General features: G+C 32.7%; 19 protein-coding genes. 7 read left to right on the forward strand and 12 right to left on the reverse strand.

Annotated features, from left to right (window positions below):
- Positions 1 to 229: 229 nt before the first annotated feature.
- Both ACYSNX_RS04525 and yihA read left to right on the forward strand, forming a co-directional pair.
- Positions 230 to 994, forward strand: coding sequence for an alpha/beta fold hydrolase (locus tag ACYSNX_RS04525; RefSeq protein ID WP_461753499.1), 765 nt, complete (start codon positions 230 to 232; stop codon positions 992 to 994).
- A gap of 4 nt (positions 995 to 998) precedes the next feature.
- Entirely contained in the window at positions 999 to 1,613 is a 615-nt protein-coding gene (gene yihA / locus ACYSNX_RS04530) for a ribosome biogenesis GTP-binding protein YihA/YsxC (protein ID WP_461753500.1), read from the forward strand.
- Between the two features lie 85 nt (positions 1,614 to 1,698).
- Here the strand turns inward: yihA and ACYSNX_RS04535 are convergent, their stop codons facing one another.
- The 4 genes from ACYSNX_RS04535 to tyrS form a co-directional block, all read right to left on the reverse strand.
- Positions 1,699 to 2,355: a response regulator transcription factor gene (locus tag ACYSNX_RS04535; RefSeq protein ID WP_461753501.1), complete on the reverse strand. Its 657-nt coding sequence runs from the start codon at positions 2,353 to 2,355 to the stop codon at positions 1,699 to 1,701.
- A 106-nt stretch (positions 2,356 to 2,461) separates the two neighbouring features.
- Positions 2,462 to 4,009: a RagB/SusD family nutrient uptake outer membrane protein gene (locus ACYSNX_RS04540; RefSeq protein WP_461753502.1), complete on the reverse strand. Its 1,548-nt coding sequence runs from the start codon at positions 4,007 to 4,009 to the stop codon at positions 2,462 to 2,464.
- A 12-nt stretch (positions 4,010 to 4,021) separates the two neighbouring features.
- Positions 4,022 to 7,117, reverse strand: coding sequence for a SusC/RagA family TonB-linked outer membrane protein (locus ACYSNX_RS04545; protein ID WP_461753503.1), 3,096 nt, complete (start codon positions 7,115 to 7,117; stop codon positions 4,022 to 4,024).
- Between the two features lie 460 nt (positions 7,118 to 7,577).
- A complete protein-coding gene (gene tyrS / locus ACYSNX_RS04550; protein WP_461753504.1) occupies positions 7,578 to 8,870 on the reverse strand; it encodes a tyrosine--tRNA ligase in 1,293 nt (430 codons plus the stop codon).
- A 183-nt stretch (positions 8,871 to 9,053) separates the two neighbouring features.
- Here tyrS and ACYSNX_RS04555 point away from each other — a divergent pair, with 183 nt between their 5' ends.
- Entirely contained in the window at positions 9,054 to 10,058 is a 1,005-nt protein-coding gene (locus ACYSNX_RS04555) for an NAD-dependent epimerase/dehydratase family protein (protein WP_461753505.1), read from the forward strand.
- A 108-nt stretch (positions 10,059 to 10,166) separates the two neighbouring features.
- On the opposite strand, the gene ACYSNX_RS04560 is transcribed toward ACYSNX_RS04555, so the two are convergent.
- From ACYSNX_RS04560 to ACYSNX_RS04570, 3 genes are read right to left on the reverse strand one after another with little or no spacing between them, the layout of a single operon-like run.
- Entirely contained in the window at positions 10,167 to 10,577 is a 411-nt protein-coding gene (locus ACYSNX_RS04560; protein ID WP_461753506.1) for a DUF4296 domain-containing protein, read from the reverse strand.
- Between the two features lie 12 nt (positions 10,578 to 10,589).
- Positions 10,590 to 11,927, reverse strand: a complete 1,338-nt coding sequence (locus ACYSNX_RS04565) for a dihydroorotase (RefSeq protein WP_461753507.1) — start codon at positions 11,925 to 11,927, stop codon at positions 10,590 to 10,592.
- Positions 11,927 to 12,649, reverse strand: a complete 723-nt coding sequence (locus ACYSNX_RS04570; protein ID WP_461753508.1) for a polyprenol monophosphomannose synthase — start codon at positions 12,647 to 12,649, stop codon at positions 11,927 to 11,929. Before ACYSNX_RS04570 ends, ACYSNX_RS04565 begins: the two co-directional genes overlap by 1 nt.
- Before the next feature lie 104 nt (positions 12,650 to 12,753).
- On the opposite strand from ACYSNX_RS04570, the gene ACYSNX_RS04575 reads away from it, so the two are divergent.
- Together ACYSNX_RS04575 and ACYSNX_RS04580 are read left to right on the forward strand one after the other, a co-directional pair.
- The gene (locus ACYSNX_RS04575) at positions 12,754 to 13,425 is read left to right on the forward strand and encodes a DUF4271 domain-containing protein (protein WP_461753509.1); all 672 of its coding nucleotides are present in this window, start codon (positions 12,754 to 12,756) and stop codon (positions 13,423 to 13,425) included.
- 15 nt (positions 13,426 to 13,440) lie between these two features.
- A complete protein-coding gene (locus ACYSNX_RS04580) occupies positions 13,441 to 14,184 on the forward strand; it encodes a uroporphyrinogen-III synthase (RefSeq protein WP_461753510.1) in 744 nt (247 codons plus the stop codon).
- Between the two features lie 105 nt (positions 14,185 to 14,289).
- On the opposite strand, the gene pckA is transcribed toward ACYSNX_RS04580, so the two are convergent.
- Together pckA and ACYSNX_RS04590 are read right to left on the reverse strand one after the other, a co-directional pair.
- Positions 14,290 to 15,903 (reverse strand): phosphoenolpyruvate carboxykinase (ATP), encoded by a 1,614-nt coding sequence (gene pckA, locus ACYSNX_RS04585; RefSeq protein ID WP_461753511.1) that lies wholly within the window; start codon positions 15,901 to 15,903, stop codon positions 14,290 to 14,292.
- 73 nt (positions 15,904 to 15,976) lie between these two features.
- Entirely contained in the window at positions 15,977 to 16,381 is a 405-nt protein-coding gene (locus tag ACYSNX_RS04590) for a DUF423 domain-containing protein (RefSeq protein WP_461753516.1), read from the reverse strand.
- Between the two features lie 113 nt (positions 16,382 to 16,494).
- Between ACYSNX_RS04590 and ACYSNX_RS04595 the strand changes: the two genes are divergently transcribed.
- Positions 16,495 to 17,844 (forward strand): saccharopine dehydrogenase C-terminal domain-containing protein, encoded by a 1,350-nt coding sequence (locus ACYSNX_RS04595; protein WP_461753512.1) that lies wholly within the window; start codon positions 16,495 to 16,497, stop codon positions 17,842 to 17,844.
- Here ACYSNX_RS04595 and ACYSNX_RS04600 read toward each other — a convergent pair.
- The 3 genes from ACYSNX_RS04600 to ACYSNX_RS04610 all read right to left on the reverse strand — a co-directional run bounded on the left by ACYSNX_RS04600 (position 17,839) and on the right by ACYSNX_RS04610 (position 21,671).
- Entirely contained in the window at positions 17,839 to 19,473 is a 1,635-nt protein-coding gene (locus ACYSNX_RS04600; protein WP_461753517.1) for a dipeptide ABC transporter ATP-binding protein, read from the reverse strand. The genes ACYSNX_RS04595 and ACYSNX_RS04600 overlap by 6 nt on opposite strands.
- 144 nt (positions 19,474 to 19,617) lie before the next feature.
- Positions 19,618 to 20,067 (reverse strand): OsmC family protein, encoded by a 450-nt coding sequence (locus ACYSNX_RS04605; RefSeq protein ID WP_461753513.1) that lies wholly within the window; start codon positions 20,065 to 20,067, stop codon positions 19,618 to 19,620.
- Between the two features lie 437 nt (positions 20,068 to 20,504).
- Positions 20,505 to 21,671: a serine hydrolase domain-containing protein gene (locus tag ACYSNX_RS04610; protein WP_461753514.1), complete on the reverse strand. Its 1,167-nt coding sequence runs from the start codon at positions 21,669 to 21,671 to the stop codon at positions 20,505 to 20,507.
- A gap of 128 nt (positions 21,672 to 21,799) precedes the next feature.
- On the opposite strand from ACYSNX_RS04610, the gene ACYSNX_RS04615 reads away from it, so the two are divergent.
- On the forward strand, positions 21,800 to 22,441 hold the full coding sequence (locus tag ACYSNX_RS04615; RefSeq protein ID WP_461753515.1) for an O-methyltransferase: 642 nt from the start codon (positions 21,800 to 21,802) through the stop codon (positions 22,439 to 22,441).
- Positions 22,442 to 22,761 lie beyond the last annotated feature (320 nt).

Consider the following 22,761-nt stretch of genomic DNA (forward strand, 5'->3'; position numbering starts at 1 on the left):
TCCCATACTAATTATTTGATATCTAGCCTTTAATTAAAGTAACACTCATCCTTTTAAAGTGGATTTACAACCTATAAAACAACATTAAAACACTAATAAAAAGCTCTTTTCACAAGCAGATAAAGTACTCCCAAAAAACATAATTATTATTTTTATGGTTTTATTACAAACATTGTCCTGAAGAAAACCTTATATTTGTAGGAATTTAAAAATCGCATTTAAAAACTACATGGAGCGAACTTTAAAAGTAGATGGAAAATTCCGTTTTATAGAAATTGGACAAGGTACTCCAATCATAATTTTACACGGGTTAATGGGAGGGCTAAGCAATTTCGATGGTGTTGCCAACTACTTCCCAAAACATGGTTATAAAGTAGTTCTACCAGAACTGCCTTTATATACCAATAGTATATTGCAAACAAATGTGAAAGCATTTGCTAAATTCGTAAAGGACTTTATTGAACAACAAGACTACCAAGAAGTTATCCTTTTAGGAAACTCTCTGGGTGGACATATTGCATTATATTTTGCAAAAGTATATCCTTCTTTATTAAAAGCAATGATATTAACTGGGAGTTCAGGTTTATACGAAAGTGCAATGGGAGATAGTTACCCTAAACGTGGAGACTATGCCTATATTCAGAAAAAAGCGGAAGATGTTTTTTACGATCCAAAAATTGCTACTAAAGAATTAGTAGACGAAGTTTTTCAAACTGTAAACGATCGAATTAAATTAATCAAAACATTAACTATTGCTAAAAGTGCTATTAGACATAATATGTCTAAAGATTTGCCAAACATTAATGTGCCTACTTGTTTGATTTGGGGGAAAAACGACAAAGTAACTCCTCCTGAAGTAGCTGTTGAGTTTGATGAGCTTTTACCAGATTCGGATTTATTTTGGATTGATAAATGTGGACATGCCGCTATGATGGAACGTCCTGATGAGTTTAATGAAATTTTAAGCCATTGGTTAAAAGAAAGAAATATATAACGTCATGAAAATAAATACAGCTGAATTTGTAATTAGTAATTCCGAAGTAAGTAAATGCCCTAATGAGCCTTTACCAGAATACGCATTTATTGGAAGATCTAATGTAGGAAAGTCTTCGTTGATCAATATGCTAACTAATCAAAAGTATTTAGCTAAAACATCTTCAAGACCAGGAAAAACACAATTAATAAATCACTTTAAAATCAATTCAAATTGGTTTTTAGTAGATTTACCAGGATATGGATACGCTAAAGTTAGTAAAAAAACTAAAGCAACCTTTCAACAATTTATTACCGATTATTTCGAATTAAGGCCTCAACTTGTTTGCGCCTTTGTTTTAATAGACATTCGTCATGAAGCTCAAAAAGTAGATTTAGAGTTTATGCAATACTTAGGAGAGAATGAAATTCCTTTTTGTATTATATTCACAAAAGCAGATAAAGTTGGGAAACAAAAAGTACATTCTTTAGTTGCTGATTATAGAAAGAAAATGCTTGCTGATAATTGGGAAGAAATGCCAAAGCACTTTGTTACCTCATCCACTGACAAAATAGGTCGTGACGAAGTATTAGAATATATCGATGAAATCAATAAAGAAATTTTTAAAAATCAAGGCTAGTCCTTTTTTTAAAAAAAAAGTATATAAAATAAAAAGAGTTTTGAACAAGTTCAAAACTCTTTTTATTTTATATAGATAAGCAACATTAGATATAGTAATCATTCACTGTGAATATTCCTGCACGAATCGCATACCTACTGGCATCGTAGACATTATTTACTTCTAATTTCTTAAAAATATTTTTACGATGGGTTACTACAGTATGTATACTAATACTTCTGTCTTGAGCAATTTCTTTATTAGTTTTACCTGCTGCTATTTCACGTAAAACTTCTCTCTCTACTTGAGTGAGTACCTCTTCGACTTTAAAAAAGGCATTCTCTTGCTCTTTTAAAATGTCACACACTTGATCAGATAAATAAGTTCTACCATGTAGGAATTCACCAAGGCCTTTACAGAGTACTTCTAAAGAATCATCTTTTAAAAGAATAGACAAATCTGGCCAATTCACCTGCATCAATCTTTTTAACCAACCTCCTGATATGTTATCAAAAATAAACAACCAATTACAATGTACATACTCTTGTTTTAAAAACAATAAATGTTCCTTTTGCGACTCCATTTGATAACTCTGTCCATCTATTATAATGCTACTGTTTTTATATTTATTTAAAAACAACTTTAATTCCTGCATACTGGTTACATCATGGCATTTAATGGGCTTTCTACAACACTCTTCCAATAGTTTTATAATTGCATACTTACTAAAGTCTTGGTGCTCAACTATTGCTATATGATGCATAATTTCAATTTTAATAACAAAGATATAATTATTTATTTTTTAAAATATCTTAACCTATATAAAATAAAATAGCCAGAGATCAATTTCTCTGGCTATTTTTACTTCTTTATTTTTTTGCTTGAGGGAATAAATTTTTATTCTCTAATTCTTCAATCTCTGGAATGCGGTACAAATAATAGTCGCTATTAGGTGTAAAGCTAGATTTATCAGGGAAATTTAAAATTCTATGCCCCTGAGGTAAAAGACCTACAGTTACCTCAGTTATTTGGCCATCACTATTCATTACTTTATAAGTATAAGGAATAAGGTCTGTTTGAGGGAAATCTTTTCTAACTACACTTTGTTGATTTCTAATAATATCAACTAAAGCAAATCCTTCTCCAAATAATTCTTTTCTTCTCTCAATCCATATTTGCTCTAGTAAATCTTTACCAGATAACTGGGAGATTTCCTTAGCTCCTCTTGCACGCTTTAAAGCATTTAAAGATTCAAGTGCTTGAGCATTATTTTGCAAATGAGCGTTCGCTTCTGCATTGATTAAATAAATCTCAGAATTACGCATTAGAACAATATCCGCTACTTGAGCACCTTTAAATTTAAATTTGGCATATCTAAAGTAAGCTGTGGTACCATTTTCTGGCTTAAGTATACTTGGATCAGGAGCCCAATACATCATTGACTTACGATAATCGTCTTGATCAAACAAATCAGCGAAATAAGGATCAGCATTAAAGCTAAAGTAATAACTCTGCTGACTTGTTACATCTAAGTAATTAAACTGATAAGAAGCCCCATTTTGTTCAGCTGTCTGTGGATGACCCCAAATCCATTCTGGATTACTTACATCACTAAATCCACTTTTATACTGGGCTTCGTTCATTAAAATACTAGTAGCTTGCTCGTTTAATAACTCCTGAGAGTACTCCACTGCTTTATCCCAATTTTGGGCATATAAATTAGCACGAGATAAAAGTCCTAATACAACAGAACGATCGAATTTATATTTTGAATCACGTACATAATCACTTGGTATAAGTTCTAAAGCTTGCTCTAAATCACTTAAAGCTTGATTATAAACTTGTATAACCGAAGAAGCAGGCTGACCTTCTGTATCTGGCCCAGTTGGCTCTGTATAGATCGGAGCAATTAATTTGTGCGGATCGAAATCTACTGCAAAACCATAACTAGAGGCTAAATGCAAATACAAAAATCCTCTAAAGGCATATGCCTGTCCTATAATACGTTGTTTATAATTTACATCTCCCTCACTTTGTGGAACATTAGCGATAACTTCATTGACACTATTAATAGTACGATAGGTTAAATTCCAACTAAAAGTATTAGTTCCGCCTTTTGAGTATAAAGTATTAAAGGCATATTGTCCTGTAAAACCATATTTTAGATTAACAACTACATCACTACCCATTGCATCACTAGTTCTTAAAAAAGCACCATAACCAGGATTAGCATATGTACTAAAGGATTCCATTAAATTTCCCCATGTACCGACTAGAACTTTTTCTCCACCACTTGCTGTTTTATAAACGTCTTTACTTGAAACTGCATTGGTAGGTGAAGTCTCTAAATCACATCCGGTTAATGTAGTAGATACAACAATAACTGCTGCTATATATTTTAATAATTTATTTTTCATCTTTTTTGACTCTTAAAATTTCACGTTAACACCTACAGAGATTGTTCTCATTGCAGGATATCTATAATAAGTCACACCATCAAAAGTTTGCTCAGGATCCAATCCTTGCTCCTTTGTCAAAGTGAATAGGTTCTCTGCTTGCATAAAAACAGATGCCGAATTAATCTTAGCTTTACTTAGCAAACTCTTTGGTAAGTCATAAGAGAAAGTAAGATTCTTTAACTTTAAGAAAGTTCTATCCACTAAGAATCGGTCAGATTCCTGCGTCCAATTACTCTTAGGATTACTTGTTAACCTAGCAACATCTGCATCAGGATTTTCAGGTGTCCAACGATCCATCATGTCAATACTCCAAGTATTTCCAGCAGCACTTTGTCTGTATAAAGAAAGTTTATCTCTATTGTATATTTTACCTCCAATCACGTAAACAAAGTTGGCAGATAATTGAAAAGATTTATAATGCAAATTAGTAAAGAATCCACCAGAAACATCTGGTAAAGCACTTCCTTTATATACTCTATCTTTTACTTTTAACTGGCTATAATCCTCTGTAATTGTTTTACTACCATCGCTATTTTGTATATACCATTGTGCATTTCCGTTTAAAGGATTAACACCAGCCCATTCCATTAAGTAAAAGTCATAAATAGACCCACCTTTTGTCCAAAGCTTATTCCCCTTCCACATCTCATCACTTGGTAAAGAAGTAATTTTGTTTTTATATGCAGTTAAATTTAAACCTACGTGAAGTTTCCAGTCCTCAGTACGGATTGGGTAACCATCTAAAGAAAATTCCCAACCATAGTTTTTAATTCCTCCAATATTTACATCTGTAGAAGTGTATCCCATAGAAGGAGCTAAATTTCTAGCAAATAATAAATCTTTACTTTGTCTTTCAAAATACTCCACAGAACCATTTAAACGATAGTCAAACATGGCAAAATCAATCCCAATGTTTAAGTTTAAGTTAGTTTCCCAAGATAAATTAGGTGTTGGTAGCCTTGAAGGAATTAAACCAGACTCTCCTAAGTTATTTTGAATAGCATAAAGTCCTTGATAAGCATATAAACCAATATTATCATTTCCTTGCCCTCCATAACTTGCTTTAAAAAGTAAGTTATTTAAGAATGTATCCTTAGCAGCGCTTAGGAATTGTTCTTCATCTAATCTCCAAGAAGCTCCTACAGACCAGAAAGATCCCCAACGGTTACCTTTTTCAAAACGAGATGAACCATCAGCACGATAAGAAGCAGATAAGAAATACTTCCCATCATAAGAGTATTGTGCATTTCCAAAGAAACTCAACATTCTATAAGCATCTGCCTTACCATAAAAGCTAACTAAACGAGAAGCAGCATCTGGTTCTTCAAATCCCATAGCGATAATTTGTTCACGAACCCCTCCGAAGAAATTCGAATCGCGATGAAAATATTCCTGACCAGCCATTAAAGCTAAAGTAGAGTTGTCATTTAAATCTAGGTTATAATTTAAAACATTATTATATGTTAAGCTCACAGTACGATTATTCTCTCTTAATACACTTCCTCCATATTCTTGTGAAGGCCCTAAATCAGGGTTAACTACATTATGAGTATTTGTACTATTGTAATCCACATTCAAAGATGTTCTAAACTTTAAGTTGTCTCTTAAAAGAATTTGAGCATAGGTACGAAATGTTGCTACATCACGCATATATTGATTCTTGTCATGTGGTAAAGAAGCTACTAAATTGTACTTCGCATAAGAACTAGTACGGTAAGCTCCAAAATCAAACATACGTTGACCTGTAGAAGGGTCAATTAGGTATTCTCCCGTAGTTAAGTTACGTTGGTAAATAGGATAAAAACCTGGTAAACTTCTAGCAGTTAGAATAACGTTACTTAAAGTACTATCATCTTGTTTTGGGTAATCTTGAATAGAGTGAGATGCAGAAACGTTCACCCCTACTTCTAACCAATCTTTAGCATCTATAACAATATTAGATCTCAAATTAAATCTTTTAAAGCCAGACTCTAAAACATATCCTTGATCATTTAAAAAACCACCAGACACATAATATCTCGAATTCTTTCCACCACCACTAATACGTAGATTAAGGTCAGTATAAGAAGCATTCTGTGTTAAAGCGTCTTCCCAGTTTGCATTCCAAAGTGGATTCAATCCTGATTTTAATTTACCATCTAGACCAACTGGACTAGGGTTGTCTAACCCATAAGGATTTATTCCTATTGCACCAATTAAGTTTCGAGTAGCATATTCATTTGCTTCAAGCATAGAGCCTGAATTACTATCTAATCTTCCATTACGTAGAGCCTCCCATTGAAGTTCCATATATTGATTTGTACTCACTTGGGTATAATCTTTACGTGCACGATCTGAAAAACCTTGTTTAAAAGTAACATCTATCACAGCATCCGTATTCCTTAACCCCTGCTTGGTAGTAATCATAATTACCCCGTTTGCAGCACGAGAACCGTATAAAGTTGCAGCAGTAGCGTCTTTTAAAACAGAGATAGATTCAATATCTGATGCAGATATAGCAGATAAACCACCTTCATAAGGCACACCATCCACTACAAATAAAGGATCACTAGCTGCATTAATTGAACCAATTCCGCGAATACGAATAGTTGCCTCAGAGCCTGGTTGTCCACTAGAGGAGAAACTTTGAAGACCTGCAACACTTCCCTCTAAAGCCTTAGAAACATTACTTACTTGGGCTTTTTCAATATTTGCTCCAGATACAACTCCAACCGATCCTGTATAGGTTTTACGATTAGCCGTCCCATAAGGCACTTGAATTACAACTTCTTCTAAAGTTTGTAAATCCTCTTTTAGATGAACTTCTAAAACTTGTTTTGTCCCTACAGTAATTCTCTGATCTAGATAACCTATGTAAGAGAATAATAAAACGCTACTATCCTCTACTGATATAGAGAATTTACCGTCAAAATCAGTCATGGCCCCGTGATCGGTACCTACCAATAAAACACTTACCCCTGGTAGTGCTCCAGTGTCATCATAGACAACACCTGTTATGGTTCTGCTTTGTGCCAAAACAGTCGTGGCACTAAAGACTGTTAATAAAAAAAGTAGAAATTTTTGCATAAATACAATTGCGCACCAAAACACTTAGGTGCTTGATAAAGATTAATAATTAGGTTAATAAATTGGGTTAGAAATTTCTAATAAAACAATCCTTGAGAGACAAGGATTAAAAGGGTAGGCTAAATCATTACATACAACAGCACATACAGCCACAAGAAAGAGTCATGTTTGCTGTAAAACCATAGAAAAACACTAATGCTGTTGATTTAAACATAATAATAAATTTTATCGAGTATAATATAATGATACTAGTAATGTAGAAATAGGATAGCCTAAACAATAACAATAATTCAAAATAAAAAACGGCTATCCATTCCTACATATAAAGCAAATATACAATCATATATCATAATATGATATACCGCATACATGGTATATTTCTATAAAATAAAAAAAGCTACTAATCCATGGATTAGTAGCTTTTTTATACTTTATAACTAGAAAAAAGAGATTATATAAACTATTTCACCTGTAAAATAAAATAATTTTTCTTTCCTTTTTGTAATAAAACAAATTCATTGTTAATTAAATCAGTGGTATTTATTACATATTCCTCTGTAACTTTCTGTCTATTAACTGAAATAGAATTTGCAACTAGAGAACGTCTAGCTTCACCATTAGATGGTAAAAAAGAACTTTTTTCCACTAAAGCTTCAACAATACCAAGACCATTTTCAATATCTTCTCTTTGAACTATAGCTTGAGGAACACCTTCAAAAATTTCTAAGAAAGTTTTTCCATCTAATTGCTGTAAGTCTTCTTTTGAAGAGTTACCAAATAAGATACCTGATGCCTTCACAGCATTATCAAGTTGTTCTTGACCATGAACCATGATAGTGATTTCATTAGCTAAACGCTTCTGTAAAACACGTAAATGAGGTGCTTGTTCATGTTCTTTAATTAAAGCTTCGATTTCTTCCTTAGAGATGAAAGTAAATATTTTGATAAATCTTTCTGCATCTTGATCCGAAACGTTTACCCAATATTGGTAAAATTTATAAGGTGAAGTATATTCTGCAGAAAGCCAAATATTCCCTCCCTCTGTTTTTCCAAATTTAGTACCATCCGCTTTAGTAATCAAAGGACAAGTTAAAGCATAAGCTTTCCCTGAAGCAATTCTACGAACTAATTCTGTACCTGTAGTAATATTACCCCACTGATCAGATCCTCCCATTTGAAGAGTTAATCCTTCTTTTTCATAAAGATGTAAAAAGTCATATCCTTGAAGTAATTGATAACAAAATTCAGTAAAAGACATACCATCTTGGAATTCTCCATTTAAGCGTTTTTTCACAGAATCTTTTGCCATCATGTAGTTCACTGTAATATGCTTACCTACTGTACGGATAAACTCCAAAAAAGAAAAGTCTTTCATCCAATCATAGTTATTCACTAAAACCGCAGCATTTTCTTCCCCTGAATTAAAATCTAAAAAACGGCTTAATTGATTTTTGATTGCTTGTTGATTATGAGCAAGAGTCTTTTCATCTAATAAGTTTCTCTCGTTTGACTTTCCTGAAGGATCTCCAACCATACCAGTAGCACCTCCAATTAAAGCATAAGGTTTATGTCCTGCTAATTGAAAGTGTTTTAAAAGCATTACGCTTACTAAATGTCCAATATGCAATGAATCCGCTGTTGGGTCAATACCCACATACGCCATACGCATCTGCTCCAACAAATGTTCTTCAGTGCCTGGCATAACATCGTGGAGCATTCCTCTCCAAGTCACTTCTTCAATAAAATTTTTCATTTAAATAAATTTTAGCAAATATAGTGCAAAAGGTAAGCTTTTGAAATAAATTTACCTTTGGTTTACCAAAAACCATCCAAAAAAGTATTTGAAAAAAGATTAAGTGAAAAATAAATGGAAATTCCCTGTATTTTGTATGACTTTGTCTTACTTTGTACTAAGTAACTTTTTTATACCACACTTATGATCCTACTAACTGGTGCTACTGGTTTACTTGGAGCACATTTAGCCCTACAATTATTAGAACAAGGCAACGAAATTCGTGCTATTTATCGTAGTCCCAAAAGTCTAGAGAAAGCAAAATCCCTTTTTCACTACAAAAACAAATTGGACTTATGGGATAAGATTCACTGGGTTGAAGCAGATTTAACAGATATCATTGCTTTGGAGCATGCCTTTGAAGGCGTAAAACAAGTTTTTCACTGTGCGGCTTTAGTGTCTTTTGACCCTAAAGATCAAGAAAAGATGAGACAGATTAATATTCAAGGAACAGCTAATCTAATCAATTTAGCTATTGACTTTAAAATAGATAAGTTCTGTCATGTAAGCTCTATTGCAGCCCTTGGACAACCTATTGAATCCTGTATAGCTATCGATGAAAAGACACCTTGGAATCCAGAAACTAATAAAAGCTATTACTCTATTTCCAAATATGGTGCAGAAATGGAAGTTTGGAGAGGATCACAAGAGAATTTAAAAGTTATTATTGTTAATCCAGGGATTATTTTTGCGGATGGCTTCCAATGGGGTCCATGTGCAGATATGATTCAGAAAATAAAAAAGGGAGTACCTTTTTACACAAAAGGAAGTACTGGAATTGTTTATGTACAAGACGTGGTAGATAGCATGATTCAACTAATGCAAAGCCCTATTTACAACCAACGTTATACTTTAGTTTCTAATACTATTTCTTATAAAGACCTACTGAACTACATCAGTATGCAGCTCGGTAATAAAAAAATAGCAAAAATCAAGGCAGGTAAGTTTCTTAGTACTATAGCCTATAGCTTAGATGCTGCATTTTGCGCTGTGACTAAATCAAAAAGATCTTTCACTAGAGATATGGCAAGGTCAGCAAATTCAATTAGTATTTACAATACTGACAAGATAGAAAAGTTCCTACATAGAAAATTAACGGATTACACCCAATATTTACCCTTAGTAGTAGATTACTTCAAAAACAAATAGTTAGTTTACCATTCACATGCTACAGAAATAACATATAAAATTAAAGGCTCCGTTTTAAAACGGGGCCTTTAATTTTATATAATAGAGATACTGTCTATTGCTTAGTTATTATTTACGAGGTTTCTCAATTGAATCAAGTACAGGTGCAGTATCCAATTGGGTTTGCTGATTTAAACTTAGATTATATAGAGAATCAACAATTGCCTTTTGTTTTTCAATACGCTTTAAAACATTACTTTGCATTTGCTTATAAGTTCCATCATGTAGTCCAATATAGTAACGATTACTTTGGGTAAAAGTAAGACTATCTAGTCCATGCCTTTTCAAAACAGATTGTAAATCCAAACGATCATTTGAATCTTTACTATAACTATTGAGCCCCTTTACGGAGTAAAACAAAGAAATATCATATAATATTTCTTCGAACTTATTTTTTTCAATAAGATTCTCTGGTTTTTTAGCTGCTTGCTTACAGCCCACAAAAACCATTACCAATAAAAATAAAACAACTCTCTTCATTCTTATGCATTTTTAGCGCTTAAACAATAATCTTTGTCCCTTCACATGGTTTAAAACTTTGCCTTTGTCATATACTAAATTTCCATTTACAAAAGTTTTACTAACTGCACTAGTAAACTCTTGTCCTTCAAAAGGAGACCATCCACATTTAGATAATACATTGGATCTATTCACTGTCCAGTTATTCTCTGGATCAATAATCACAATATCCGCATGATAGCCCTTTTTAATAAATCCTCTATTTTCAATTTGAAAAATAATTGCTGGATTATGAGCTGTTTTCTCCACTAATTTCTCTAAAGAAATCTTTCCTCCTTTATAACACTCAAACAAAGCAGTTAGAGCATGCTGAACCAAAGGTCCACCTGAGGGAGCCTCTAAATAAGGTTTACTCTTTTCCTCTAAGGTATGGGGAGCATGATCTGTTGCTATCACATCAATTTTATCTTCTAAAAGTGCTTTCCATAAACCTTCTTTGTCCTTTTGGGTTTTTACTGCAGGATTCCATTTAATAAAATTCCCCTTTTCTTTATAATCTTCCGAAGTAAACCATAAATGGTGTACACAGACTTCCGCTGTAATCCTCTTATCTTTTAATGGAATCGTATTATCGAAAAGTTCAGTTTCTTTAGCTGTTGATACGTGAAAAACGTGTAATCTAGCGCCTGTCTTCTTAGCTAACTTAATTGCTGTAGAAGAGGATAAATAACAAGCTTCTTCACTTCGAATAATAGGATGACATTCCACTGGGATATCTTGCCCATATTCTTTAAGATGCTTTTCTAAATTAGCTTTAATAGTAGCTTCATCTTCTGCATGTACAGCAATAAGCATAGATGTACTAGAGAAAATCTTTTCTAACACCTCTTGATTGTCCACTAACATATTACCAGTTGAAGATCCTAAAAACAATTTTATACCCGCAACATTTCGAGGATTCGTTTTTAACACTTCTTCTAAGTTATCATTAGTACCACCCATCATAAAAGAATAGTTGGCAACACTACTTTGGGCAGCTATCTGGTATTTTTGCTCCAAAAGCTCCTGCGTAACTGCATTGGGCACTGTGTTAGGTTGTTCAATAAAGGAAGTAATTCCACCAGCAACTGCAGCTTGAGATTCAGATGCAATATCTCCTTTATGGGTTAAACCTGGTTCTCTAAAGTGAACTTGATCATCGATCATACCAGGCAAAACAAATTTACCTTTTGCATCGATAATTTCTACAGGAAAATCCACTTCTAATTCCTTAGAAATTTCTTGAATAATTCCATCCTTTATTAGAATATCAGCTTCGAAAATAATGCCTTCATTGACAATCTTTCCGTTTTTAATTAGGTAATTAACCATTATAATGTGTTTAGTAGTTTTCGAATACGTAAATTAACAACTCCAAAAATAGCCTCTTTTATTATCCCTTTAGACATTTTAGAGCTTCCTCTTGTCCTATCTGTAAATATAATTGGCACTTCAGTAATAGGATATTTCTTTACAAAGACCCTGTATTTCATTTCAATTTGAAAAGCATAACCTACAAAGCGTATTTTTTCCAAATCAATATTCTCTAAAACCTCCCTAGGATAGCAAACAAAACCAGCTGTAGTATCTCTAACCTTCATCCCAGTAATCCATCTCACATACATAGAGGCTCCATAAGACAGTAGAACTCTACTCAAAGGCCAGTTCACAACATTAACACCTGTAACATAACGAGAGCCTATAGCAATGCCATTTGTTTTTCTACATGCCTCAAATAATTTAGGTAAATCTTTTGGGTTATGCGAAAAATCAGCATCCATCTCACACACAAAATCATAACCTCTATCTAAAGCCCATTTAAATCCGTGAACATAAGCTGTTCCTAAACCAGATTTCTCTTGTCTAACTTCTAAAAATAATTGGCCTTTGTACTTTTCTTGAAGCTTTTCTACCACTTGAGCAGTACCATCAGGAGAATTGTCATCCACAATTAGAATGTCGAATTTCTGCGGCAAGCTAAACACAGCTTCAATAATCAGAGAGATATTATCTACTTCATTAAAGGTTGGAATAATGACTAATCCTAAGTGCATCTTTGTTGAATTTGTTTACAAAAGTAACCTTTTTGGATAAAGTTATAACTTAAATAATAGACAAACTCATTACATCGCAAAAAATTCTTAATTTTGTACTCGTTATGGAGAATTTAATTTTAATAGAACGTATTACATATAATAAAGATTGGGCGACACTGCTCTTCTTTATTGGATTCTCCATTATAGCTATTAATAAAAATGTTTTTGGAATACGCTTTGCAGAATTTACCCGTTTAGTTATTTCCGATAAGTATTTAAAAATCTATAAAGACAATACAAATATTAGAAACAGTTTTACACTATCTTTTATTTTTATACAATTTATAGCCCTAGCTTTCTTCATTCAAATTTGCTTACAAAGCTATGGTGTGATCCAAGGCTTAGACCTTATTTCATTTATTCAAATCTTGAATTTCCTTGCTTTCTTTGTAATAGGAAAATACCTCCTAGAAAAAATAATAGCAAACTCTTTTGAAATTGAAGAATTTGCCGATGCCCTTAATTTACAAAAAGCCACATATAGGAATTATTTCGGTGTAGTTCTACTTTGTATCGACATCCTATTATTTTACAACAATATAACCAATAAATTACTACTAAACACCTTGCTAGGCATTATAGTGATTACCAATATATTACTATATATAATTTTTATAAAAACATACCAAAAAATAATATTAAATAAGTTGTTCTATTTTATTTTGTATCTTTGCACCCTTGAAATAGCTCCCTATTTTTTGCTGTATTTTTGGTTTAAAAATTTTCGAGCATAAATAAGATACATAACTATGAAAGTGAAAACAATTTTGGTTTCTCAACCAGCCCCTAAAGTGGAGAATTCTCCTTATTTTGAGCTTGAGCAAAAGTACAAAGTAAAGATCGACTTTAGACCTTTTATACATGTTGAAGGTGTTGAAGCCAAGGAAGTCAGACATCAAAAAATTGATTTAAATAATTATACAGCCATAATTCTAACCAGTAAAAACTCTGTAGATCACTTCTTTAGAGTTGCTGATGAAATGAGATACAAAGTACCTGAGTCACTTAAGTATTTCTGTCAATCAGAAGCTGTAGCATATTACTTACAGAAATATGTTGTATATAGAAAAAGAAAAATTTATGTAGGTCAGAAAGACTTCGTTGATTTAGCTCCTTTAATTAAGAAGTATAAAGATGAAAAATTTCTTTTACCAGCTTCTGACCAATTGAATCACGATGTACCAGCTACATTAAACGAATTAAAGGTTAACTGGACTCCAGGTACATTCTACCGTACAGTAATGAGCGACTTATCCGATTTAGCAGACGTGAAATATGATGTATTAGCCTTCTTTAGCCCAACAGGTATCAAGTCTTTATTTAAGAACTTCCCTGATTTTAGCCAAGATAATACACGAATTGCTGTATTTGGTACTACAACGCAAAAAGAAGCCTTAGATCACGACTTACGTGTTGATATTATGGCGCCAGCTCCTGGAACACCATCTATGACTATGGCATTAGAAAAGTATATTCAAACAGTGAATAAATAACAATAAAAAAACCTTCTTAAAAGAAGGTTTTTTTTTGACCATATATAAAAAAAGCTCTTCTAAAAATAGAAGAGCTTTTTTTAATTTATTAATTATAGGTAATTCTTATAATTTTGGTCCAGCTTGTACTAAAGCTTTTCCTTCTTCATTATTAGAATATAATTTGAAGTTTTCGATGAAAAGTTCAGCTAAATCTTTAGCCTTCTCTTCCCACTGCGTAACATCTTCATAAGTATTACGAGGATCTAAGATATCCGTATTAACTCCTTCTAAAGCTGTAGGTACTTCTAAATTATAAATCGGAATAATAGTTGTTTCTGCATTTTCAATTGAACCATCTAAGATTCTATCGATAATTGCACGAGTATCTTTAATAGAAATACGCTTACCAGTACCATTCCATCCAGTATTAACCATATAAGCAGTAGCATTATTTTGCTCCATTTTCTTAACTAATTCTTCTCCATATTTAGTTGGGTGAAGAGATAAGAAAGCTTTTCCGAAACAAGCAGAGAAAGTTGGCTCAGGCTTAGTTACACCACGCTCTGTTCCAGCTAACTTAGCAGTAAATCCAGATAAGAAATAATACTTAGTTTGTTCAGGGGTTAATATAGAAACTGGAGGCATTACACCAAAAGCATCTGCAGTTAAGAAAATAACTTTAGAAGCTGGTCCAGCTTTCGATACAGGTTTTACGATATTTTCAATATGATCGATAGGGTAAGAAACACGTGTATTCTGAGTTACAGAACCATCGTTAAAATCGATTTTCCCATCTGCATCTACTGTTACGTTTTCTAAAAGAGCATCACGACGGATAGCTCCGTAGATATCTGGCTCATTTTCCTGAGAAAGATTAATAGTTTTAGCATAACAACCTCCTTCAAAGTTGAATACACCCTCATCATCCCATCCATGCTCATCATCTCCAATTAACTCACGTTTTGGATCTGTAGATAAAGTAGTTTTTCCAGTTCCTGAAAGTCCGAAGAAAACAGCAACATCTCCATCTTTACCTTTATTAGCAGAACAGTGCATAGAAGCAATACCTTCTAGTGGTAAATAATAGTTCATCATTGCGAATAAACCTTTTTTCATTTCTCCACCGTACCAAGTACCACCAATAATTTGCATTTTTTCTGTCAAATTAAAAGCAACGTAAACCTCTGAGTTTAAACCGTAGTCTTTATATTGTTTAAATGTGCTTTTAGAAGCATTCATTACCACAAAATCAGGCTCTCCAAAATTGGCTAATTCCTCTTTTGTTGGACGAATAAACATGTTAGTAACAAAGTGTGCTTGCCAAGCTACTTCCATGATAAAACGAACCTTCAAACGCGTATTTTCGTTAGCTCCACAAAAAGCGTCTACTACGAAAAGTCTTTTTCCAGATAACTCCTCAACTGTATTCTCTTTTAGAGCATCCCAAGTTTTGTTGTCAATTGGCTTATTGTCGTTTGGAGATTCAGTGGAATTCCACCAAATAGTATTTTCAGTAACTTCATCTTTAACGATGTATTTGTCCTTAGGAGAACGTCCAGTGAATTCACCTGTCATCACGTTTACAGCTCCTAATTCAGTTACTACTCCTTTGTCATTTCCTGAAAGAGCAGGATTTGTCTCTTCCTTAAATAAAACGTCGTAAGATGGATTATAGATAACTTCTACAACATCTTTAATACCATATTTATCAAGTGAAATTGATTCTGAAATATCCATTTTCATTATTTATGTTGTGTATTAATTCTTATGCAAACTTAGAAATAAATTTAAAATATAAATAGACAAAACCCTATTTAATAATTTTTTTAGCCTTAAATGCTTGAAATGCAACTACTAACCATGCAGAAATAAGAAATACTCCTCCAATAGGGGTAATTGGCCCAATAAAAGATAACTTTATATCAATCAAGTCTTTAAACGTCAAAAGATAAATAGAACCGCTAAAAAATAAAACCCCTATAATCACCAAAATAGCTACATTTTTTATAACTCTATCTGAAAATAAGCCAATTAGTCCACATAGACCTACTACTAGTAAAAAAAGAGCATGGTAAATTTGGTATCTAACCCCAATTTCAAAAGTAGCTACTTGTGAATCTAAAACAATATTTTTTAAGCCATGTGCTCCAAATGCTCCTAAAATGATGCCTATTGCACCTATCAAAGCAGCAGTACCTATAACATTTTTTGCCATTAAATTTTCTTTCAAAGATACTAATTAATAAATGATTAAGTAATTTCTTTCCCTTATAATATTTAAATTATCCTTAGTTTTTCTTATATTTAATACCATGTAAATAATAAATTATGGCAAAGCATATTCTATTAATAGGAGGAGGTAGATCTACCAACTACCTCATACAATATCTACTTGATAATGCTCCTAAATATGATTATATCCTAGATATAGCTGATTATACCTGGAGTCCACACTTAAAAACTCTACAGGATAGCACTAATTTATGTTTACATACCTTAGATATAAACACACCAAAGCAAATAGACCTTTTAATTCGACAATGTGATATTGTTTTATCCATGGTACCTGTACATGCACAATATACGATTGCTTTAAAATGTCTAGAATATAACAAAAATCTAGTTACTGCTTCTTATGTAAGTGAACAAATGCAACAATTAGATCAGAAGGTTAAACAAAGAGGATTGCTATTTCTTAATGAAATAGGACTAGATCCAGGTATCGACCACCTAAGTACAATGCACCTTTTGGATCAACTTAAACAAAAAAAGGCCAAAGTACTTTCTTATAAATCCCACTGTGGAGGTTTACTTAGTGAAAACAATTGTGATAATCTATGGAATTACAAATTCACCTGGAATCCAACCAACGTAGTATTAGCAGGTTCTGGTGGACCAGCTAAATTTTTATGGAATAATAAATTACAATACATACCTTATACTAATTTATTTAAAAGAGCTGAGTCCCTTTTAAATAACCCACTTGGAGACTTTGAAGTTTATTTTAATAGAGATTCCTGTAAATACCAAAAAATATATGGGTTAGATAATATACAAACTATGCAACGCACTACTATCAGGAGGCCTGGCTTTTGTAAGGCCTGGAGCGTACTAGTAGACCTTGGATTAACAGATAACACTTACTATATTGAAAACACTGAGCTATTTAGCAATCTAGATTTTATTTCTCTTTTTGTACCTAGTTTAGAATCAAAGGACTTTAAGACTGCTATAGAAGAATCTATACTTTATACCCTTGACCAGCAAACATGGTTAAAGATTTTAGAGTTAGATCTGTTTAACGCCAACAATAAACTAGCTCTTAAAAGAGCAACACCTGCTCAACTAATGGAGCAAATCTTATTGAAAAAATGGACTTTGAGCTCACATGAAAAAGACATGGTCCTTATGCACCATCAAATAGAATATAAACAAGACCACAAGTATTATCAATTAGATTCTACCATGCATTGTATAGGAGAGGATTCTACTTTTACAGCAATGGCAAAAACAGTCGGACTGCCTTTAGGCATCGCTGCTTTAAGAATATTAACTAAACAAGTAGATTTAACAGGAGTACAAATACCTGTAAGTAGACAACTCTATGAGCCTATTTTGAAAGAACTAGATTCTCTAGGTATTGAGTTTAAAACAATTATTAGAGAGAAGACTCTATAAACTACAATGAATTAGTTCTTTGGTAAAAGGGTGTTGGGGGTTGTTGTATAATGCGTCTGCTTCTTGAACTTCTACAATTCTTCCTTTATCCATAACTAAAATACGATCAGACATATACCTAACTACAGTAAGGTCATGGGAGATAAAAATATAGCTAAAGCCATATAATTTCTTTAAATCATTTAGCAAGTTTAAAACTTGAGCCTGTACAGAAATATCTAAAGCAGAAACAGATTCATCACATACAATTACTTTAGGCTCTAGCGCAATGCAACGTGCTATACCAACTCTTTGCCTTTGTCCTCCAGAGAATTCATGTGGATATTTATAAAAATCTTTTTCCGATAACCCCACATTTACTAATATTTCCATTGCCTTATCATAGCACCTTTGCTTACTAAAATTAGAGTTATATAATGCAATAGGCTCTAAAATAGCTTTGCCTATAGTCATCCTAGGGTTTAAACTCGAATAAGGATCCTGAAATATAATCTGAATATCCTTTCGCATAGGCCTAAAATCAGACTGTGATAATTGGCAAATATCACTACCTCTATAGAGAATCTCTCCACTAGTGACATCATCTAATTTTAATATTAAATTACCTAAAGTGGATTTACCACAGCCACTCTGCCCTACTAGCCCAAGTGTCTCTCCAGGATAAAGCTGTAATGAAACCCCATCCAAGGCGCGAAAAACTACGGTAGAAAACAAGTTCTTCTTAGTGTAAAAGTCTTTAATTACATTTTTAATTTCCAAAATAGGAGTCTTATCATAAAGATCTTTATGATAAAGATCTCTCATTTGCTTTGTCTGCCTATCCAAAACAACAGTATTGTTCTGAAAGTCTTCCACTGTAGGTAGACGAAGTAGACGATAATCTCCCTTAGGTTTAGCATTTAATAATGCTTCAGTATAGGTATTTGAAGGATTATTAAATACCTCAGAGGTATAACCATTTTCAACAATATCACCTCTATACATAACAATAACCCTATCAGCAATAGAAGATACCAAATCTAAATCATGAGATATAAACAAAATACTCATCTTGTTTTTTCTCTGTAAATCAAGAAGTAGTTCTATAATCTGCTTTTGCACACTAACATCTAAAGCAGTAGTAGGTTCATCTGCTATTAGTAAACTAGGATTACAGCTGATTGCCATAGCAATCATTACCCTTTGCTTCTGCCCACCAGAAATCTCATGAGGATACTTATTGTATATGGTAAGAGGATCTGGCAAATTAACTTGTGCAAAAAGCTGCAGTACCTTTTGTTTTAATTCTTTCTTACCCGATTTTACATCCTGCAAAGACAGAAGCTCTAAAACTTGCTTACCACAGCGCATTGTGGGGTTCAAGGCCGTCATAGGCTCTTGAAATACCATAGCAATTTGCTTACCTTGAATTTCTCTAAATTGTTTAACCGAATAGTCTAAAAGATTTTTACCCTTAAAAAGTATCTCTCCACTATTGACCTTTAAAGATTTAGGATCAAGCAAATTCATAATAGCTTTAGCAGTAAGACTTTTACCCGAACCACTTTCCCCTACAACTGCAACTACCTCATTGCTCTTAATAGAAAAGCTAATGTCACGCAATAAAGAGACATCTCCTTTATTATGCATTAAATCAACATATAAATTGTTAACCTGTAATATCGTAGAAGTAATATCTTTCAAGAGTGATTTAGGTGAAAATTAAAAAAACAAAAATAAACTAATAACTCTAATTAAAACAGTTTAACCTTTAAAAGTACTGCATCTTATAACTTAGGCCACATTTACCTGATCATAATCCTTCACTAAAGTAATTATCGTAGGAGTAGAACTTCGAAATTCTGAAAATACTGGACAAGCAGTCTTAACGGCATCTATCCATTCTTTTAATACAACAATAGAAGCCTCTGAACTTGGCTTTATAATAACATCTATTTTGCGAAAATCTTCTAAAGACTCCGGAACTTTGTATGGGTCGGCAATATGTCCTTGGACTTCAATCTGAATAGATTTTAAATCTAATTTTAAAGTTGTCCCTATTAAAAAACCAATAGAGTGCAAACTCCCAGCTAAAGCAGCTAATTCAAGCTCCTGAGATTCTTTAGTTCTTCGACGTACAAGCTCACGTCCATCTTCCACTGTTAAGGAAAAACTCTCTGTCTTTACAGCAAACTGTCTACTTCTTGCTGAAAAACCTAATACTTTTAAAACTTCTTTCTTCATTTTTTTTTTCTTTAAACTAACCACTTATAAACTATAAAAAAAGGTCCTTTAGATATTTTACTATCAAAAGGACCTACACAACACTTATATTATTTTACAAATAATAATAATAATTATATACTAAATCTTCTTTTGAATAGACACAACTTCCTTAATGGTAAATTGCTTAAACATACCTTTATAACAAATACTGTGCATAAAATATTTTAGAATCATTGCTATTTTCATTTTATCTAAAAAAAAAGCCCCCGATACAATCGGAGGCTACATTATATATTTTCTAAAAAATAAGTATTATATACAACACCCCCTATCCCTTTAAAAGGAATTTAATCATATAGGTATGTTTATAATTATTTTTCATTTTTTTTCTAATCTTGATACTCGAAATTACATATTTTACATATGCAAATTACACAATAAGTACTGTTTAACATTTATTTAACGTCATGGTTTTTTATCATATCCGTTACACCTTGTAGATAGATATATAAGTCATCACTATGGGGATCATTCTCTCTTTGCACCCCCTTTTTATGCCCCAAACGAACAATAATAAGCTCCTCCACAGGATCTACAATAACAAATTGACCTAAATGACCTCTCATATAATAATACTGCTTTCCTTGAAAATCTACTAACCACCAACCTAATCCGTACTCTGGTGAATCTTCAAATTGTTTGGTGATAGATTGCTTTATAAAAAGACTATCTAAGATTGGCTCATCATTCCACTTTCCGTCTTGTAGATAAAGTTTACCAAATCTAGCAAAATCTCTCGCATTACTAGTAAAACAACAAAACGCCTTTTCTATACCTTGGTTGGAAGAATCTAATTGCCACAAAGCGGGGTTTTCTGCCCCCATTGGTTTCCAAAAATAATCACTAACAAACTCTGAAAGATTCTTGCCAGTAGCCTCTTCTAAAACCATAGCTAACAACTGCGTATCTCCACTTTTATAAATAAATTCTTGCCCAGGCATCTGATCAATAGGTAGTGAATACATTACTTGTCTAAGATCGCGATCAAAATATGCTTTAGTAGTAATAGAAAAAGGACTATAATAGGTTTCATCCCAATGTAAGCCACTAGACATTCTTGCAAGATCAATTATCTTAAGACTATCTCTATATTCCCCTTTGAGTTCTGGCAAATAATAGATTACTTTCTCTTGTAAACTAGTAATATATCCTAGTTCAATTGCCTTACCTAATGCAGCTACCACAATACTTTTAGCCATTGAGAAGGAATTGCTTTTAGTATCTTTATCATACCCATCAAAATACCTCTCATACCAAATACTATCCTTTTTAATCACTAAAAAAGCAGTAGTTTCTAGATTAGTTAGAGTATCTTCCAATGTTCTAGGCATAACCGCTTTGTTATAATCCTTAGAAACAGACCAAGGGTCCACAAGTGTACCGGCATCAATAAGACGGGTGGGCAAATACTTATAATCCTCTAAAAAAGCGGTAGAGTGTCCACGTAATATTGTATTCCTTATAGCTGTTACTAAATATTGTAAATTAAAGATGTAAACCACTACAGTCAATACAACTACTAACCCAAGTAGTACCTTGATGAAATTCCAAACTTTTTTCATGAAAATAAAATAACAATAAGTACTAAAAATACGCAAATTACCTCGAATAAAATCTGTTACCTCCTTTTCTTTTTCTATAAACAATAAAGATTTATCTTTGCATCACATATTTTTAATTATACACAAAAATGCACTTTATATCTACTGAATTAGAAAATTATGCTACTACTCATTCTGAAAACGAACCAGATCTACTAGCACAATTGGACATTGAGACCCATCAAAAAATACTACAACCACGCATGTTAAGTGGTCATTTTCAAGGAAGATTTTTGAGTATAATTTCAAAACTTATACGTCCAGAAAACATTCTTGAAATCGGTACTTTTACAGGATACGCTACTTTATGTCTTGCAGAAGGACTACGTGAAAATGGGCATATTGATACTATTGATATTAAAGAAGAGTTAATTGATTTTCAAAGAAAGTACTTCGACTTATCAGGGCAAGGGGAACAAATCACTCAGCATTTAGGAAGTGCAATAGATATTATTCCTACACTAGATAAAAAATATGATTTGGTTTTTATAGATGCTGACAAACCAAATTATATTAATTATTTTCATTTAGTAATGAAAAAAATGAATAAAGGGGGAGTAATTCTTTCAGATAATGTATTGTGGTCAGGGAAAGTTTTAGAAGAAATAAAAGACAACGACAAAAGCACTATTGCATTAAACGAATATAATAGACTTTTACAGGAAGACCCTCGTATAGAAACAGTACTTCTACCAATCAGAGATGGATTAACTATCTCAAGAGTAAAATAAAAAAAGCCTCTAAGTGATTCTGAGGGCACTGATAAAGTAGCCTCTTTTTAGGAAATAGCTTTTTTAAAGACAAAAAATAACGCTTATAAAGGACTTTTTAAAGTCTCTTTGTAAGCGTTATTTGTTTTCTAGCTGTACTATTGGGTGGCTTAAATAGCCTAAAAAAAGGCCTTATACTATCTTTTATGCAAAATAGCTCCATTCGCTACTCATTATCCACTATTTTGAGTATTCTTTTAATATTTACAGTAAAAATCGTGATAGCTCCTTGCATTTCCATACAAGAAAGTCCATAAGAATCCGCACGGTTATAACCATGT

This window comes from Myroides sp. LJL115, from assembly GCF_054871665.1.